This window comes from Alteromonas sp. G4i13 (assembly GCF_054960505.1).
Map to the genome: position 1 here is coordinate 113427 of NZ_JBHNYX010000003.1, position 17141 is coordinate 130567.

Below are 17141 nucleotides of genomic sequence, written 5' to 3' on the forward strand. Positions count from 1 at the left end.
TAGTAATACGTTAACGTTATAAAAAATAAAAAACAGACGGAAACACACGCATGTACGTGATTATTATTATATTAATTGTTGTTTTGCTAATCGCAGCTATCTTTATCAATGCAATGCAACAACATCGTCAAAAGCAAGAGGCTGAGCGCAGAACTGAACTTGCGAAACAGCGTACTATTGTCGACGAAACTGAGAACGTTATTGCCGCCTGTGTAAACATGCCTGTTTCTTCGCGCATTATGGGCATACTTCACAATCGTATTCTAAATGCCTTAAAAGCAATGAACGATTTATCGAGTACATCTGAACTAAAACAGCGTATCTCAAGCAGTGAGCAAGCAACCGCCGCTGCTCTTTCGGACAATAGCGGCATCACTAACGATTTCGCGTTACCCGACAACGACAAAATGATCATTCAATATATTCAGGCCGTTAAGAAACTGCGCATTATTCTTCGTTCAGAACATAGTAAAGGGCAAATTGATTCTAAAGTATTCATGGATGAAGATAAGCAGCTTGAACGCTTGCAGGTAAAAGTAAATGTAGAAACATTGATTAAGCGCGGCCGCGCTGCACTTCAAACTAATATGCTTGGGTCAGCCAGACAGTATTTTGAAAAGGCGAAAAACGCACTAGAAAATCAAAATCCCCAAGACGAATACTCAATGTCTAAACTTGCTACACTTAACGAGTGGTTACACGAAATCCAAAGCAACCTTAAGAGCGTGAACGAAAAAGATCGCGCCAAGAAGCAAGAAGAAGAAAGAGACGAATTAGACGAGTTGTTCGCACCTAAGAAAAAGTGGTAGGTAGAACCTTTTCTTAGAAACTATAAAGCGCATTATTTCACTCATAATGCGCTACGGCCATGTCCCACATAGAATGAGCCGGCAGCGATAACCCTTTTCGCGCATTTCGAATTATTCCAATATTTTTCACCAGAGGCATGTCACTAATTTCTTTTGTTACTAGCCCCAATCCCTCCATTTGCGCTTTACAAATCGCCGGCATAATAGATATACCTAAACCATTTAGAATAAGCTTTCCTAGTGTAGATAGCTGCCCCGTTTCCGCGATTATATTTAGCTCACCATATTGTGCTAGCTTAGTTTGAGTCCAGTGGCGTACCGCAGATCCCCTATTCATCATTACCAATGGAAGTTTTAGACAGTCCTGCCAATGCAACTTCTCCCCTAAATGGGCTGATTGTGCTTTGTTGGTCACAACAACAAACTCATCAGCAAAAAGGCTTTTAAACACTAAACCATCTTTGCGCTCTGGCTCAAACGAGAACCCAATCTCGCTGCGGCCAGTAGTAACTTCATGAATTACCTGTTCCATTACTACATCGACAATTCGTAAGTTTACGTTTGGAATTCGTTGATGAAATACTGACAAGATATTCGGTAAATGAGACTCGGCAAATGACGGCATAGCGCAAATGGTAAGCTGCCCTTTCGCCATAGCAAACAAATTTTGAATATCAGAAAAAGTATTGTCCCAGTCGTGCAGTAGCCTCAAAGCATTTGGAAACAACACCTCTCCTTCTGGTGTTAGGCTTACATTGCGTGTATTGCGTTGGAATAACTTACCGCCTAACTGCTCTTCCATTTTTTTAATAGCCGATGACAAAGCTGGCTGTGTTAAATGTAGATTTACCGCGGCTTCAGCAAAGGTTGATGACTTGGCCACTTCTACAAACGCTTTTATTTGACGGTATGAAACATCCATAAACTTTTCAACTGATCTTGACGATTAATAAATAGTTTTTATTAATCGTAAGATTAATTCGATTTTACAAATGAAGCAACAATGTCGATACTTATTTTTAACAAATGCATTGGAGATAGAGAATGGCGGGATTTAACAAAGTTGTATCCTCATACGAAGAAGCAATGGCTGGTCTTGAAAATGGTATGACAGTTATTGCGGGCGGTTTCGGGTTGTGCGGTATACCCGAAGGACTAATAGGCCAAATTAAGAATATGGGCGTATCTGGACTTACTGTAGTTTCTAATAACTGCGGTGTAGATGGATTTGGCTTGGGTCTTTTACTAGAAGACAAACAAATAGCAAAAATGGTGTCTTCTTATGTAGGTGAAAATGCCCTGTTTGAAAAACAACTGCTTAACGGTGAGCTGGAAGTTGAGCTTACACCTCAAGGAACGCTGGCGGAAAAAATGCGCGCTGGTGGTGCTGGCATTCCTGCCTTCTACACTGCCACAGGTTATGGTACGCCTGTTGGTGAAGGAAAAGAAGTCAAAGAATTCAACGGTCGCCCTTATATTCTTGAACATGCTATTACTGGCGACTTTGCCATTGTAAAAGCATGGAAAGCAGATACTTACGGAAACTGTATTTATCGCCATACAGCACAAAACTTTAATCCTATGGCCGCTACTGCAGGTAAAATCACTGTGGTAGAAGCAGAGGAAATTGTAGAGCCTGGTGAATTGAACCCTAGCGAGATCCACACTCCCGGGATTTATGTTGACCGTGTTATTCAAGGTTCATTTGTAAAACGTATTGAACGCCGTGTAGTTTGCAAGGAGTCAGTGTAATGCTTAGTAGAGAACAAATCGCAATGCGCGTCGCTCAAGAGTTTAAAGATGGCGATTACGTCAATTTAGGCATAGGTATCCCTACCCTTGCAGCTAACTATGTGCCAAACGACATCAGTGTGATGCTACAGTCAGAAAACGGTCTTTTGGGTATGGGACGCTACCCGACTGAAAATGAAATTGACGCTGATATGATAAACGCTGGTAAAGAAACGGTAACGGCTATCACGGGCGCATCTATTTTTAGTAGCGCTGAGAGCTTTGCCATGATCCGCGGCGGCCACGTTGATTTTACTGTACTTGGCGCATTTGAGGTTGATGTATCGGGTAATATTGCCTCTTGGATGATACCGGGCAAACTCGTTAAAGGCATGGGCGGCGCTATGGACTTAGTTGCTGGAGCAAAGAACATAATTGTTACTATGACCCATACCGACAAACACGGTAACCCAAAACTACTTGGCGAATGCACCTTACCGTTAACCGGTGTGAACTGTATTACGCGCATTATTACCGACTTAGCAGTGCTGAGTGTTGAAGACGGTGCATTTGTGCTTCAAGAACGCGCCCCGGGCGTCAGCGTAGACGAAATTAAAGAGAAAACGGGCGGAAAGCTTGTTGTTCCTGAAAATGTACCTGAAATGCAGTTTTAAACTCTACGTTTAATTGTGCTTTTCATTTAATCGTGCTTCGCAATGTCGCGCTTATCATTCAGCATTTATGCTCTTGTGGTAAGCGCGCGCCATTGGGTTAACTCACATTTTTGCTTTAACTTTATATTCTTCGTTGAGTAACGATTGTTACAAGCACTTGCCTTCAGTCTGCAAACTCATAAGCCTTTCCAATAAACCTTTAAATGCACCGTGCATTAAGGGATAATGCGCCCGAATGTCATTTTAAAAAGGCTATACCTTCTTGCTAGTTACTGATTTACCTGTTCACCACAAAATTATTTCAAAGCTCGAAACGAAAAACATTTCGACGCTAACCGAAATTCAAGAACGCACTATGCTGCCAGCTATTCAGGGCAAAGATATTATTGCGTCATCAAAAACGGGGTCAGGTAAAACCTTCGCCTTTTTAGTGCCAGCTATAAACAGGCTAATGTCGCAAAAAGCCCTTAGTCGTCAAGACCCACGCGCACTTATTCTTGCGCCAACTCGAGAGCTAGCCAAACAAGTTTTCATTGAAGCTAAATCAATGTGTACCGGGCTAAATCTTACTTGTTCACTTATTGTGGGTGGTGAAAATTATAACGACCAAGTTAAAGCGCTTCGCCGTAACCCTCACATTATCGTTGGTACCGCTGGTCGTGTAGCCGACCATCTATTAGATAAAAGTGTGTATTTAAACGGTTTAGAGTTGCTTATCTTTGATGAAGCCGACCGAATGTTAGATTTAGGCTTCTCTGCTCAGCTTAAAATGATTAACGACTATGCTGATCACAGAAAGCGTCAAACTATGTTGTTTTCTGCCACGCTCGATAATATTGAGCTAAAGCATATGACAACGCAGTTAACCAAAGGCGCTGTCCGTGTAGCTGTAGGAGACTCAACCGCAGAGCATGGCGATATCGAACAGAAGTGCTTCTTTGCAGACAATGTTGATAACAAAGATCAAATTTTACAGTTTGAACTAGCCAATCGTACCTACAACCAAGCTATCGTATTTACAGCTACCCGTGAAGATACCGATAGAATTGCAGCACTGCTTAACGAACAAAACTTAGAAGCTATTGCGCTTCGTGGTGATATGCTACAAAGCCAACGCGCAGCAGTAATGAGTGCGTTTGCTCGTGGACAGCACAGTATTCTGGTTACTACCGACCTCGCCTCTCGTGGACTAGATCTATCAAAAGTAGGATTGGTGGTTAACTTTGACCTTCCTAAGAACGCGGATGAATACATTCACCGTATCGGCCGTACAGGCCGTGCTGGGCAAAAAGGCGAAGCATTCTCGTTAATTGGCCCTCGTGATTGGAACAGTTTCGAGGGGCTTAAGAATCACCTTCAATATGCGTTAGAGTGTTCACCGCATGACGAATTCTCGGCGTCTTTCAAAGGTTTTACGCCGAAGAAAAAAGTATCGAAACAATCAAATGCGAAAAGTGGTAAAAAGCGCGTAGCGAAACCAGCAAAACCTGGCACTAAAAAACGTGTCGATACCATGTCTGGAGAAGATATTGGTATGGTTCCTGTGAAACGAAAGCCAAGAAACACTCTGTCTGACGACGATGAATAAAACTCTATATCGTAGTTTGAACCATCACCGCCGCTAGTCACAATTCACTGTTGAATAGCGGTGTGTAACCTTTCACTTTGTTTTTAATCACATTTTCTTACGGCCCTTTGATGGAACACTTCGCCATCATATGCTCTACTACGCATATAGCAACAAGTCGGTCGTGCTGACTACACGCTTCAACTGTTTGTAACAAAGCGTGTAAGCGGCACACACTCCCCCTTTAAAATGGATTTTAACCACATGAAATTTATAAAGTTCGTATCGTTAGCCTTGTTTATAGTAATAGTCGTTGTGGCACTCTCCTATGAAAAAATAATAGCACGCGTATTGTTGCCGCAGTACATAGAGTGGGCACATCAAACAGATATGAAAGGCTTAAAAATAGGTCAACCGTTGAACGAACAAGAATTGGCGCTAGCAGCGGAGATAGGCATAAAACAGCCGATGAAAGTAAGAATTGTTTATGTAGATGAAGTGCCATATCCCTACGAAAACTTCGCGCTTAAAGTGTTTGGCGAAGCCGTTGGACTTGTTGGAGAAGGAATAATAAATAACGCACAAGTTTTCGGCTATTCGATTTATGCTCGTAAAGATTTCGAGCTTAATAGACCCAAGTTAGCCCACGAATTAGTGCATGTGTTACAGATTGAACGAGCCAGTTTAGATGAAGTTGTCACCCAACACTTTTTCGACATGGCTGAATACGGTTACGATAAAGCCCCACTAGAAGTAGAAGCGTCCGCAGCCAACAAAGTATACAGCGCTGATTGGTAATTTGTATTCACCGAGGATTGCTTTTTAGGGCGCCGGTGATTGTTTAGAGTAGCGTTTGTGTTAAAGGTTCGTTTGAGAGAAGATACTGACAAGCCTACTTTTATTCGACTACTTCCGTTTTGTGCTGTGAGTTCAATCGATGGATGCAACACACTGGTTAAATCTCTGTGCTGGTGTTTCATAGTCTAGCGTCTTTCTGGGTCTTTCGTTAAGTTGTCTTGCGACGCTACTGAGCTTTTGCTGACTATGTACTGACAAGTCAGTGCTTTTGGGGAAATATTGTCTAAGTAGCCTATTAGTGTTTTCATTTGAACCCCGTTGCCACGGAGAGTGAGGATCACACAGATACACTTTGATGTCAGTCGCCAGTGTAAACTGTTTGTGGTCTTTGATTTCCCGACCTCTATCCCACGTGAGTGATTTATACAATTCGCTTGGTAGCTTTTGGGCTTGTTTAATTAGCGCAGCAATAACAGTAGATGACTTACTATCTTCCACTTTGGCTAGCATTACATAACGAGAGTGGCGTTCAACGAGCGTTGCAATATAGCTATTCTTTGAACCACATATTAAGTCTCCTTCCCAATGCCCAGGCACAGCTCTATCTTCAACGGAAGCTGGGCGCTCGCTGATTGACAAGGCATCTGGAATTTGGCCTAAGCCTCTGCCTTTTAGCGTTGACGTGCGAGACTTTCGGACGGCTCTCTTCGTTCTCAAGCATCGTTGCAACTCTTTCTTCAACGCCCCTCGCGTCTGAATGAAGAGTGTTTTATAGATGGTTTCGTGAGACACGTACATTTCCTGATTATCGGGATATTGTCGCTTTAACCAACCCGCAATTTGTTGTGGTGACCATGCTCTTTTAAGCTTAACAGCTATAAGTTTACACAACTCTGGGGATCCGATTAACTTACATGGCTTAGGCCTTAATGCTTCGTCCAATGCTCGTTGCTCTGCTTTTACGGCACGGTAGTGCTTCAACCCACCATTTCTTTTTATCTCACGACTTATTGTAGATGGCGCTCTAGACAAACGTCTGGCAATTTCTCGAATAGATTGTTTACTGACTAAGCATCGTGATATCTCTTCTCTTTCATCAAGCGAGAGGGACTGTGGATGTCTTTTTCGTTCTGGTGGCCGGTACCCACCCGTTTGATAGATGGTTGGCATAATAGAAGAGTGAAAGCGGTCAAACATTCTAGCGATGTCATGTAGCGAATCACCTTGCTTATATCTGTCCCAAATTAGCGCTTTTTGCTCAGGTGAGTAATAAATACGTTTTCTTTGTTTCATAGCAACGTTCCTCCTCAAGTAAGGATAGCGTTGCATTCACCAGTTGAACTCAAGGCTCGAAGCCGACATTGAAGGCTATTCAAAGGAAGCTATATCTCACTCCCAACACGAATGGCCAAACTCAACACATAAAAAAACGAGTGCTTAAAAGCACTCGTTTTCAATTGGCTCTTTTACGTGGCCTAGCCCTCGTTTCCACGCTTAGCCTAGCGTGTCGAAAAGCCTCAGTCGACGATAAGTGTTACTAAGTTTAAACTTAGTATTCCCACCATCCTTCTTGCCACCACTCCAAAAACTCTTCAAAGTCGATGTAACCGTCATCGTTACTATCGATAAGCTTAAAGCCTTCTTGTACGTGGCTAGCTTTCGTTTTTGGTGAAATAACGGTTAGAAGCTCGATGAACTCCGGCAAATCGATTTGGCCGTTGCCATCACGATCGAAAAAGCTGAAGTCCTTTCTAATTTCTTCAATTTTAGATTCTGAAAGTTGAGTGCTCACTCGCATTCCTTATTTCAACTGCAATAAGCACGAGTGTAACGCCCTTCTTTCTAGCTGTCTACGCCTGATTTTCTTTTGCTTTAAGTGCGCGTAAACGTTGAGCTTCTGCTTTTTCCTGACGCTTTTGTTCCATGGTCAAACGCGCTTCCGTTCCTACATGCTCTTGTTGACGCTCTTTTGCCAGCTGAACCTGTTTTTCACGTTCTCTAAAGCGAGCAATTTGATCGTCGGTATGGGTACCAAAGCAGTGTGGGCAGCTTACACCCGGCTCATACTTATCACTCTGCTTGTCTTCTTCAGTAATTGGAAGTCTGCACGCGTAGCACTGCTCATAATGGCTTTTCTCTAAGTCATGGTTAACTGCAACGCGATTATCAAATACAAAGCAATCGCCTTCCCACAATGACTCTTCTTTCGGTACATCTTCAAGGTACTGTAGAATACCGCCTTCTAAGTGATAAACCTCGTCAAACCCCTGCTCTTTCAAGTAAGCCGTCGATTTTTCACAGCGAATACCACCGGTGCAGAACATAGCCACTTTTTTATTTTTTGACGGGTCGAGCTCTTTCGCTACGTATTCAGGAAACTCACGAAACGTTTCGGTTTTAGGGTCGATAGCGTGTTTGAACGTACCAATTTCAATTTCATAACCGTTTCGCGTGTCAATAACCGTAACATCTGGGTCGCTAATAAGTGCGTTCCAGTCTTTAGGTTTTACGTAAGTACCAACGGTTTTGCGAGGGTCAATACCCTCAACGCCCATGGTCACAATTTCTTTTTTCAGTTTTACCTTGGTGCGATAGAACGGCTGTTCATCGTGAAGAGATTCTTTGCAAGAAATAGGGTTAATACGCTCGTCGCTGTTTAAATAAGCAAGTAATGCGTCGATACCTTCGCGGGTACCAGAAACCGTACCGTTTATCCCTTCGTGGGCAAGAAGAAGTGTACCTTTAATGCCATTAGCTTCCATTGTTTCGAGAAGCGGTTGGCGGATTTCTTTGAAGTTTTCAAGCGCAACAAATTTATACATTGCGCATACAATATATTTAGACATATTTTAACCTTTGCTGATTGGAGCGTAAGACCAGTGCAAAAATGCGGCGCGCAATATAACAAAAAGGAATGATAAAAACTAGGGCGGATACGAATTAGCGCTCCTACGTCAACCCAAACTTAGCACGCAACAACGAATTGAAATGACTGCTATGCAATATTCTCAAAAGATGTGAGGTGTGACGAATTTTCTTGTTGTGAATGGTATTCTTTATCTTGTGATGAAAGGATATCGTATAGCAGCGTATTATCTTCCTTCACGGTGTTAGCGTATTCCTTTTTCAACCGCTTTTGTGTTGCCAAACTACAATTATCTACTACATCGTCGGGTAGACGTTTAGCATCATCAGTTTGTGATAGTGGAGAGGGATTCATACTTAAATATAATCTTGCTGCTGCATAGTCTTGAGATACTAACTCAGACAAAACGCGCATTCTGCCCCATTCGCTTTCATTAGCAGCTAGCGATGGCCTTCTATAATAATTTAACGATGCAAGCTTGGATTCGATGCTGCTTTTATCATCAGATTCTGACGCTACCGCTTCAATTTCAAATGGCTCGGCAACACTATGTTGCTGCATAGCAAGATATAAAGAGAACAACGCTCCCTGCGCAGATGCTTTAGCAAGCACACCACTGCGCTCCCAGTATATACTGGGGTCAATAGGTATTTGCTCACGAGCTTCGACAGTTTCTAGCGACATTCTTATTTACAACTTCATATGTATACTTATGTTTTCGGCAAGATAATGTTTTTCTTAAGCTTATTATCTAAAATTAGATATACTCCTATAAAGTAATCGCGCGCTCATTCATGGATTTGAAATGCAATTTAGCAACAAACAAGTACTGATTGTTGAAGACCAACGCCCTTTCCTTCTTTTATTAAAGGGGCTGATGCATTCGATGGGCGCATCTGATGTAGTTACGAAGTCATCTGCTGAACAAGCGGTATCACTATGTAAAAAGCATAAGTTTGATATTGTCATTTGTGATCTACACCTGGGAGCTGACAACAAAAATGGCTATGAGCTCATTGAAGAGTTGCGCACTCGAAGGCTTATCAGTCCCACATCGGTGTTCATTCTGATAAGCGCAGATAGCGCTCGACCGATAGTGTTGGGTAGTATTGAACGTAGACCCGATGATTTTTTAATTAAGCCCTTTTCTCAAGTTCAGCTGAAGTCTCGTATTGTTCGTGCGTGGCAAAAAAGACAGTTTCTCCAGCAAGCGTTTAGTCTCGTTGAACAGGGTGAAATAAACAGTGCGATCGACCATATCGAAGCGTTACTTGACGCCCCTTCCCACTATAAAGGTCACTGTGAACAGCTATTAGTCGAGCTATACTGGCGTATAAAGCAACCCGATAAAGCGCTAGATGTGTTACGTGACTACATTGACGGAAAACCCGTGCTGTGGGCACAAATAGCTATTGGAAAAACTTACTTGCTTTTAAAGGAATATGAGAAAGCGATTTCAATTGCCAAGAGAACGCTAAAGCGTAACCGGTTCAATGCAGACGCCCACGATATTCTTGCGCAAGCACACCAAGCCACCACAGCTGGCGACAAAGCACTTGATGCAATAAAAGAAGCAATAAAACTGTCACCCTACTCCTTACCCAGGCATTTCAAAGCCTGTGAAATAGGTCGGCAAAATGACGATTTAGTGCTGGCAGCGAGTTCAAGCCAAGCGATCTGGGATTTATCGAAACGAACCGTTCACAAAACAAGTTTACACTGGTGCGGTATTATCCGAAGCCTTTTAGATGTCGCAGAGTTTGCAGACGACAAGCGCCAGCGCAATAAGTATCAGCAAGAAGCATTACTAACTCTGCAAAGAGGAAAGTTTGATGAACATCTTCAAAAAATGGACAGAGATTTTGACGTAGATATATTTGGTACAATCGTCAACGCTAGAATTAGTGCTATTGACGGCAAGCTGATTGATGCCAAACGCCACTTAACAACGTCACAAACACTGCTTGACGATAAGTACACGGAAGTTCCTACCGCGTTTATTCCTGACAGTATTAACGTTATGTATAAACTGGGTGAGTTTGATGATGCGCTACAGTTGAATGCACTTTTAACTTCAAGACAGGATGAGCTCGACCAAAACAGTCTAAACATGCTTGATGCGCAAGCCCTCAATGCTCAGAAAAACTTAGCCAGTTATCAACAGTTCAACCGCGAAGGCATTCAACACTATCAGCAGCAAGATTACGAACGTGCTAAAGCTTCGTTTGCCCTTGCTCAAGGCTTTGCTCCTGTAAATACAGGGGTTGCGCTTAATCTATTACAGTGTCTTCTACAAATTGCAATCAAAGAAGATAAAGCCGAAATGAAACTCATTAATGAGTGTAAGCGGCTGTTTAAATTGATTGACGATATGTCACTTAAGGCGCCTTACAAAGAAAAATACACCAACCTTAGAGATGAACTCTCTAAATATATTGGCTTTTGAATTAGAAAACTGGTGAGCTATGAGATTGTTAGTTTTTTTACTGGTGGCAATTTTAATCGACGAGGTTAGCGCCAATGAACAGGCGCTAAGTCAGAACGAGTCTTTTGTACTAGCCGATGCTGGTATTCACAGAATGACATTTGAAGAGCTAAACAGTGGTGAAATATTTGTTATTCGCGGATTAAAAGTACCTAGCACACAGCAATTCGAGGGTAGTCAAGCTAACGAGAAACACCTCCCAAAACTCGTCAAAGTTAAAACTGGCAAATACTATCTAAAATCGATAACTCCAGCTTTTTCGAACATTGGGGTAAGACGTTTTAAAAAACCTGAATGCGATGGCTGCTTTTTCTCGCTTCAACCAAGCGCGGTTTCTTATCTGGGTAGGTGGAATATTGATTTAGAATACAAATCAAGGAATAAGGTAGAGTGGCATATACAGAGGCAGTATTCCTACGAGAACCTTAAAACATTAAAACAAAAAAACACTAAATTGACCGAACTTCCCCTTTTCGTTGCTAACGAAGAAGGTAAAGTTCTTAAAATCGATTGGAAGGAATTATAACTTAATACCTTATTTAGTACTGAGTGCTACCACCATAAGTCGGAGCTTTCTTCTTGTATTACGAGAAGACCAGTACTGTATCGACCGAGCTGAATGTGTACTGAGCCAAAGTATTACTAATTAATCCATAAAATTATCAACCGTTTCGATTAGCTCATCCACGTTTTCAATCAGTGTTTGACGCTGTTTCTCTGAAAGAGTTGAAAATATCTCGGCCAGTAGCGTTGCTGTCACAGTCATATTATGAGCACTACTTTGCTTGTACACATCGCTTTTATAATTATCCGGATTTTGCATTAGCGACACCAATTCTTGCTCAAACCTTTCGTTTTGCTTGCGCGAAACGAATAGCTTTCTTGCCGCATTTTGAATGTTTCTGCGATACTTTATCCAAGCGTCACCTGTAGAAATAAATTGTTGTGCGTAGGTGCTAACAATTTGTTTTTGCTCTTTACTTAGATCTCCAATACGCTCACTTATTGTTTCTTGTATTCGCTCAATTCTATCTTTAAGTCTCTCTGCTTCAGACTTTTCCAGCGCCTCTTGTCGCTCTTCCTCTTCTTCTTTATTGTCTTTTTCTAATGCCGCAAATAGGGTGACAACTTGTTCATCATCGAGTGTTTTAGCAATAGCCGCTAATTCAGGACTGACCTCGTCTCGTACGCGCTCCCAATGCGATCTAGCTAGCTCAAGGTTGTTATAAACAATACTCGAATTAAGGGTGTCATTCTGAATCTGCTTTTTTATATCCTCTAATTGCGCTTTATAACGAGTAAGTTCACTCTTCTTGTGCCAGCTCAACCAGTTTTGTAAATGCGCATCAAACTTCTCCTCTTGCTCATCTTTAAGCTCGATGTAGTCGTCCATGTACCAATACACCCACCAATCCAGGTTGTTATAGGCCAGCTTAGAACTGCATGAAGTAAGAAAAATAATAAAGACAACAACCAACAATGAACGCATAGTATTTCCTTTTTTTACGTTAGTTACGTCGTGACAAGCAAAAACGCTTATTGCTGTGTACTGAAAAATTGAATTTTACTTTGATATTACGCAATAAATATCCGCAATAGAGAACTTTACGTTGCACAGCCTTTACTCTACTTTAATGGCATTGCCTGTAAAAAGAAGGACTTTAATGTGTCAAAACGTGTCGCAATTTTAACCTCTGGTGGCGACGCCCCAGGTATGAATGCATGTATACGTGCCGCAATTATTGCGTGTCAGAAAGCTAATTTTACCTTACTTGGCTACAAGCACGGCTACAACGGATTACTACAGCAAGAGTTTATTCCTCTATCTCTTGATTCAACGCACAATCTTATCCAGCAAGGCGGCACCATACTACACAGCGCAAGGTGTAAAGAATTTAAAAATCGTGAAGGGCTTATCAAAGCGGCTGATAACTTGAGACAGGCCGAGATCGACACACTTATTGTAATCGGTGGTGACGGATCTTTTCGCGGCGCAGCAAAGTTGAGCGAACTATGGGATGGCCAGATTCTTGGTATTCCTGGAACAATTGATAACGATATAGCGGGCACTGATGCCACTATAGGCTACTTTACCGCAATAGATACCGCCATGAGTTCTATCGATAAAGTTCGTGATACAGCTGATGCGTTCGAACGTATTTTCCTTGTAGAAGTAATGGGTCGCAATGCTGGCTTTTTAGCATTAAATGGTGCCCTTTCCGCGGCGGCTGACTATGTGGTTGTTCCTGAGTTTTTTGAATCCGCTGAAACTGAAATCAAAAAGATCGTAAACCAGATCAAAGCACAGCGTGCTTTGAAAGGGCCCGTCAGTTTTATTGTTGTAGTAGCTGAAAACGTTTGGCCTAATGGCTTAACAGGATTAACCGAAGCTTTGCAGTATCACAATATCAACGACGTTAGGCCAGTAACCTTGGGACATGTCCAACGTGGCGGCTCGCCGGTAGCACAGGATCGACTACTCGCCACTACTCTTGGCGAATTCGCCATAAGCTTAGTAGGAAGCGACGTCACCAACATAATGGTTGGTGAAGTTAATCAGCGCCCTATTACCGTCCCCCTACCCAAAACTTGGGAAGAAACAAAGCCCCTCAATCAAGCCCGGGTTGACGCTATGCGTACCCTAATGAACGAAAGATACAGCTGCGACTAAGTAAGATGGTTCAAACGCTGTTTAACTTGAAAGATTTATAGATTGTAAAAACAAAAAAGGCGGTGCTTTATAATAAAACACCGCCTTTTAGTACTTCATGCTCAAGCTTGTTTACATCTTCATTGCCGCTTTCACTTTATCACGATGACTGCGACTCACTTTAAGTTCTGTATCATTTTGAAGTATTAAATGATATTCGCCACTAATATGGCTCACTAACTTTTTAACAAAACGGATATTAGCAATAGCTGAACGGTGCACTCGAACAAAGAACTGTGGGTTTAGTTCCTGCTCAAGTTCTTTCATGGTTTTGCGCATTATATGCATGCCATCCAGTGCGTGAACGCACATATAATCACCTGCAGCATCAATCCATTGAATGTCTTGAACGTTTACGCGCGTTACTTCTGAGCCATCTTTAATAGCCAATACATCTGGGTATGGATTGGTTTCAACCGGCTCACCATTAGCTAACTTGCGTAAAATCTCTTCGCAATCATCGCCAGTAAGTTCAGCAACAAGGCTTACCAATTTTTGTGACTGCTCATCTTGATGCTGAGTTGAGTAATATTCACGTACTTTGTTTAACGCCGCACCTAAGCGCTCGTCGTCTGCTGGCTTTAACAGATAATCTAAAGCATGCACGTCAAATGCTTTTATTGCGTAGCTGTCATAAGCAGTTACGAAAACGACCATGGGAATGGGCTGTTTCAGTTCGCGCAACTTGTGAATAACTTGAAAGCCGTTTAAGCCAGGCATTTGAATATCTAAAAACACCAAATCTGGACGATGTTGAGAAATGCTACTTACAGCCTCCAGGCCGTTCTGACACTCTGCAAGCACCTGCACATCATCATGACGCTCCAACCTGGCACGAAGGCCCTTGCGTGCTAAAGGTTCGTCGTCCACTACAATGGTTTTAATCACTTGCTTTGTCATGTTATACGTCCTTAACTTCATAGGGAATGCGTATTCTAACTCGCACGCCTGAAGGCTGATTGTGTTCTATAGAGAATGCAAAATTACGATGATAGAGGGATTGCAAACGCTCTTTTATATTGGCTAGGCCTACGCCGTTTTCTCGACTAAGTGTTCCGTCTTTGATATCTGCACCAGGGCCGTTATCGGCAACATCCATTAACAAATCATTGCCAAATGTACGTGCCGTAATCGCTATACGACCACCATTTTCCATCTTAGATATGGCGTGCTTTATTGAGTTTTCAATAATGGGCTGCAAGATCATGCTCGGCACAAGTGCACTTTCACACCCTTCATCGATGTCCCATAGCACTTCTAGACGATCGTCAAAACGTACCTTCTCTATCTCTAGATAGAGTCGTAATGCCTTTATTTCCTGACCTAGCGGTACTCGCTTTATCGGGTCGTTGTCTAATGAATAACGTAGAAAGTCACTCAAACGCGACACCATCGCTTCTGCTGTGTCGTTCTCTTTTAAAAGAATAAGGGTTGAGATAGCGTTAAGCGTATTAAAGAGAAAATGCGGGTTGAGTTGATAGCGCAACATCTTTATGTGAGCTTGGTGCGCCATGGTACTCGCCTTTAACGCGTTCTGCTTCTCTTTTTGAAGCATTTGAAAGTTCTTGATGCCAAAGTACACACCACTCCAACAACCCACCATTATTAGCGAGTTAATAGTGTTGGTAAAATACATATACCATTCGTCTGGGCGATATCCGTGCTTGTAGATTTCCCAGTAGTTAATGTTTTTTACCACGGCCCATAGCAAAGCAATTAAGTAGCACGACACAATCACTATGATGATCATGTTGAGCGGTGATTGCTTTCTTGCCCATCGATAGATGTAGCGAAGCGGAATGGTTAGCAACCATCCTGCATAAGCATTAAGCATGATGATGAAAACCCAAATGGGTCGAACATCATGGAGAAAAGATCCGATGTAATAAATTATTGCGAACCCTGCCCAGCCTGCACTGTGCAATGTCCAAAATAAACGTTCATTACTTTCTATTACACGCTGAAAGCGACTCACAATATTACCAATTTAAAAACTTATAAGAAGATTATACGCAAGCCTTGCCACGACCCAAGCGCCTTGGTCGTGCCCCTTATGCTTCTTGTCGCAGGGCAAAATCTTGAAATTAGACATGTTTTGGCTATATCAATTCGCTGATTAAGCTCAGTAACTGATATTCATTCTTTTCAGCCAGTGCACCCACCACCAGGCTGGGCCAACCAGCAAGAAGCGCAAATCGTCAAAAAACGAAGGCTTTTTGCCCTCGATATGATGGCCAATAAACTGCAAAATCCACATAACGACAAACAGTACAAGAGAAAATAACCATACTGAGATACTGAAGTGGTCTAGGGTATTAACTGCACCGAAACACAGTATAGTTAAGAGGGTCATTGCAGCCCCAATCGGACCAGACAACATAAAATAATAATACAATACGGGAACCGCTATGATATGCGCCCACGTTATATCGAACTGCGCTATCATTTCAGGTACCGGCAAACTCCAAAGCAAACCTATCATTACGAAATAGATGCTGGGTACGGCAATAGCATGGATGATAACGTTGGTCTTGTTTTGGTGGCTTTCACCGTACTGCATTAAAAGTCGCTCAATACTTCTCATGTAGATCCCCTTAGCCTGTTATTTTGATTATTATCTAAAGAGCACCCAACTATTGTTTTCCTACGTTAACAATGTGTGTCGGGACAACAGCGTTTTTATCAATTTTTCTTCACAGGTAAAGGCGAGCCCATAATAAACCACATCACTATCAAGCTTATGATTTTTAACTTTTGCAGTAAGCGCTACTTCTTTACCGTCCAACGAATAGTTTAGCTTAACCTCAGCTTCATCGAGCATTACCGGCCAATTTGGCTTGACCTGTAACGCTACTTTGCACCCTTTTTCACTTAAATCTATGATGATCCCCGTTACGTTTTCGTCACTGGGATAAACGTCAGCTTCTAACGTTACTGAAACGCCAAGTTGAGCACGCTTTACAGCGCGAAGCCCTATACTTTCAATACGTTTTGGGAAGGTTGTAATAAGTAAGCCTGATGGCTTTGAAAGCAATTTGAGTACTTTCACTTTAAACGCAATAACCTGGCCAGTATCGCCCTCAAGCACAGAACGCACCACGATATCGTTGCCAACAGTCAGAGCATCCCTAACGGTAATCCACTTCGCCGATGTTGGAATATGAAAAAGCAAACATTCATCAATAAGCATGCCTATGTAGTCAGTCTTCACACGCTTTGGCGCTGCAGGCATAGCAATTTGTAAATCTACTGTATCGCCGGGTACCAGCGTACGCAACGATTCCAAATTATCTTCGCTTAGTAAATTGCTTTGTATTTTTTCAGCCATTTGTATTTGTTATTGCTGGATTTAATGTCATTTAACTCAATGTACGCATCAAACAAAAACTTATCAATACTACGATTGAAAACCATGTTCAATAAACGTAAAAATTGCCTCTTAGTAGCAGGCAATCTATTGGGATTAACTCAATAGGTTGATATAGTTGAGGGATAGTTTTG

At 42.1% G+C, this 17141-nt stretch carries 18 protein-coding genes; 8 read left to right on the top strand and 10 right to left on the bottom strand.

Annotation, left to right across the window (positions count from 1 at the left end; all coding sequences use genetic code 11):
* Positions 1–50: 50 nt before the first annotated feature.
* Positions 51–809: a hypothetical protein gene (locus tag ACFI6J_RS02260; protein WP_014949522.1), complete on the top strand. Its 759-nt coding sequence runs from the start codon at positions 51–53 to the stop codon at positions 807–809.
* A gap of 37 nt (positions 810–846) precedes the next feature.
* Here ACFI6J_RS02260 and ACFI6J_RS02265 read toward each other — a convergent pair whose 3' ends face one another.
* A complete protein-coding gene (locus ACFI6J_RS02265) occupies positions 847–1731 on the bottom strand; it encodes a LysR family transcriptional regulator (protein WP_156086440.1) in 885 nt (294 codons plus the stop codon).
* Positions 1732–1853: 122 nt separating this feature from the next.
* Between ACFI6J_RS02265 and ACFI6J_RS02270 the strand changes: the two genes are divergently transcribed.
* The 4 genes from ACFI6J_RS02270 (at position 1854) to ACFI6J_RS02285 (ending at position 5579) form a co-directional block, all read left to right on the top strand.
* Positions 1854–2561, top strand: coding sequence for a CoA transferase subunit A (locus ACFI6J_RS02270; RefSeq protein ID WP_156086439.1), 708 nt, complete (start codon positions 1854–1856; stop codon positions 2559–2561).
* A complete protein-coding gene (locus tag ACFI6J_RS02275; protein WP_156086438.1) occupies positions 2561–3214 on the top strand; it encodes a CoA transferase subunit B in 654 nt (217 codons plus the stop codon). Before ACFI6J_RS02270 ends, ACFI6J_RS02275 begins: the two co-directional genes overlap by 1 nt.
* 262 nt (positions 3215–3476) lie before the next feature.
* Positions 3477–4802: a DEAD/DEAH box helicase gene (locus tag ACFI6J_RS02280; protein ID WP_014976575.1), complete on the top strand. Its 1326-nt coding sequence runs from the start codon at positions 3477–3479 to the stop codon at positions 4800–4802.
* A gap of 243 nt (positions 4803–5045) precedes the next feature.
* Entirely contained in the window at positions 5046–5579 is a 534-nt protein-coding gene (locus ACFI6J_RS02285) for a hypothetical protein (protein ID WP_156086437.1), read from the top strand.
* Between the two features lie 132 nt (positions 5580–5711).
* On the opposite strand, the gene ACFI6J_RS02290 is transcribed toward ACFI6J_RS02285, so the two are convergent.
* The 4 genes from ACFI6J_RS02290 to ACFI6J_RS02305 all read right to left on the bottom strand — a co-directional run bounded on the left by ACFI6J_RS02290 (position 5712) and on the right by ACFI6J_RS02305 (position 9129).
* Complete coding sequence (locus tag ACFI6J_RS02290; protein ID WP_156086432.1) at positions 5712–6872, bottom strand: IS30 family transposase; 1161 nt, start codon at positions 6870–6872, stop codon at positions 5712–5714.
* 256 nt (positions 6873–7128) lie between these two features.
* The gene (locus ACFI6J_RS02295; RefSeq protein WP_012518428.1) at positions 7129–7371 is read right to left on the bottom strand and encodes an EF-hand domain-containing protein; all 243 of its coding nucleotides are present in this window, start codon (positions 7369–7371) and stop codon (positions 7129–7131) included.
* A 58-nt stretch (positions 7372–7429) separates the two neighbouring features.
* A complete protein-coding gene (gene trhO, locus ACFI6J_RS02300; RefSeq protein WP_014949513.1) occupies positions 7430–8425 on the bottom strand; it encodes an oxygen-dependent tRNA uridine(34) hydroxylase TrhO in 996 nt (331 codons plus the stop codon).
* A gap of 149 nt (positions 8426–8574) precedes the next feature.
* Positions 8575–9129: a VC2046/SO_2500 family protein gene (locus ACFI6J_RS02305; protein ID WP_156086431.1), complete on the bottom strand. Its 555-nt coding sequence runs from the start codon at positions 9127–9129 to the stop codon at positions 8575–8577.
* Between the two features lie 121 nt (positions 9130–9250).
* Between ACFI6J_RS02305 and ACFI6J_RS02310 the strand changes: the two genes are divergently transcribed.
* Both ACFI6J_RS02310 and ACFI6J_RS02315 read left to right on the top strand, forming a co-directional pair.
* Positions 9251–10891 carry a response regulator gene (locus tag ACFI6J_RS02310; protein ID WP_061485884.1) on the top strand — a complete coding sequence of 547 codons (1641 nt, stop codon included), beginning with the start codon at positions 9251–9253 and terminating at the stop codon, positions 10889–10891.
* A 19-nt stretch (positions 10892–10910) separates the two neighbouring features.
* Positions 10911–11456, top strand: coding sequence for a hypothetical protein (locus ACFI6J_RS02315; RefSeq protein ID WP_039227739.1), 546 nt, complete (start codon positions 10911–10913; stop codon positions 11454–11456).
* A 120-nt stretch (positions 11457–11576) separates the two neighbouring features.
* Here ACFI6J_RS02315 and ACFI6J_RS02320 read toward each other — a convergent pair whose 3' ends face one another.
* The gene (locus ACFI6J_RS02320; protein ID WP_039227740.1) at positions 11577–12419 is read right to left on the bottom strand and encodes a DUF6279 family lipoprotein; all 843 of its coding nucleotides are present in this window, start codon (positions 12417–12419) and stop codon (positions 11577–11579) included.
* A 177-nt stretch (positions 12420–12596) separates the two neighbouring features.
* Here ACFI6J_RS02320 and ACFI6J_RS02325 point away from each other — a divergent pair, with 177 nt between their 5' ends.
* Positions 12597–13601 carry an ATP-dependent 6-phosphofructokinase gene (locus ACFI6J_RS02325; protein ID WP_014949508.1) on the top strand — a complete coding sequence of 335 codons (1005 nt, stop codon included), beginning with the start codon at positions 12597–12599 and terminating at the stop codon, positions 13599–13601.
* A 111-nt stretch (positions 13602–13712) separates the two neighbouring features.
* Here the strand turns inward: ACFI6J_RS02325 and ACFI6J_RS02330 are convergent, their stop codons facing one another.
* From ACFI6J_RS02330 to ACFI6J_RS02345, 4 genes are all read right to left on the bottom strand, one after another.
* A complete protein-coding gene (locus tag ACFI6J_RS02330; protein WP_061485883.1) occupies positions 13713–14540 on the bottom strand; it encodes a LytR/AlgR family response regulator transcription factor in 828 nt (275 codons plus the stop codon).
* A 1-nt stretch (position 14541) separates the two neighbouring features.
* Positions 14542–15615 carry a sensor histidine kinase gene (locus tag ACFI6J_RS02335; RefSeq protein WP_014949506.1) on the bottom strand — a complete coding sequence of 358 codons (1074 nt, stop codon included), beginning with the start codon at positions 15613–15615 and terminating at the stop codon, positions 14542–14544.
* A 147-nt stretch (positions 15616–15762) separates the two neighbouring features.
* Positions 15763–16224: an Mpo1 family 2-hydroxy fatty acid dioxygenase gene (locus ACFI6J_RS02340; protein ID WP_061485882.1), complete on the bottom strand. Its 462-nt coding sequence runs from the start codon at positions 16222–16224 to the stop codon at positions 15763–15765.
* A gap of 60 nt (positions 16225–16284) precedes the next feature.
* Complete coding sequence (locus ACFI6J_RS02345; RefSeq protein WP_014949504.1) at positions 16285–16968, bottom strand: PilZ domain-containing protein; 684 nt, start codon at positions 16966–16968, stop codon at positions 16285–16287.
* Positions 16969–17141 lie beyond the last annotated feature (173 nt).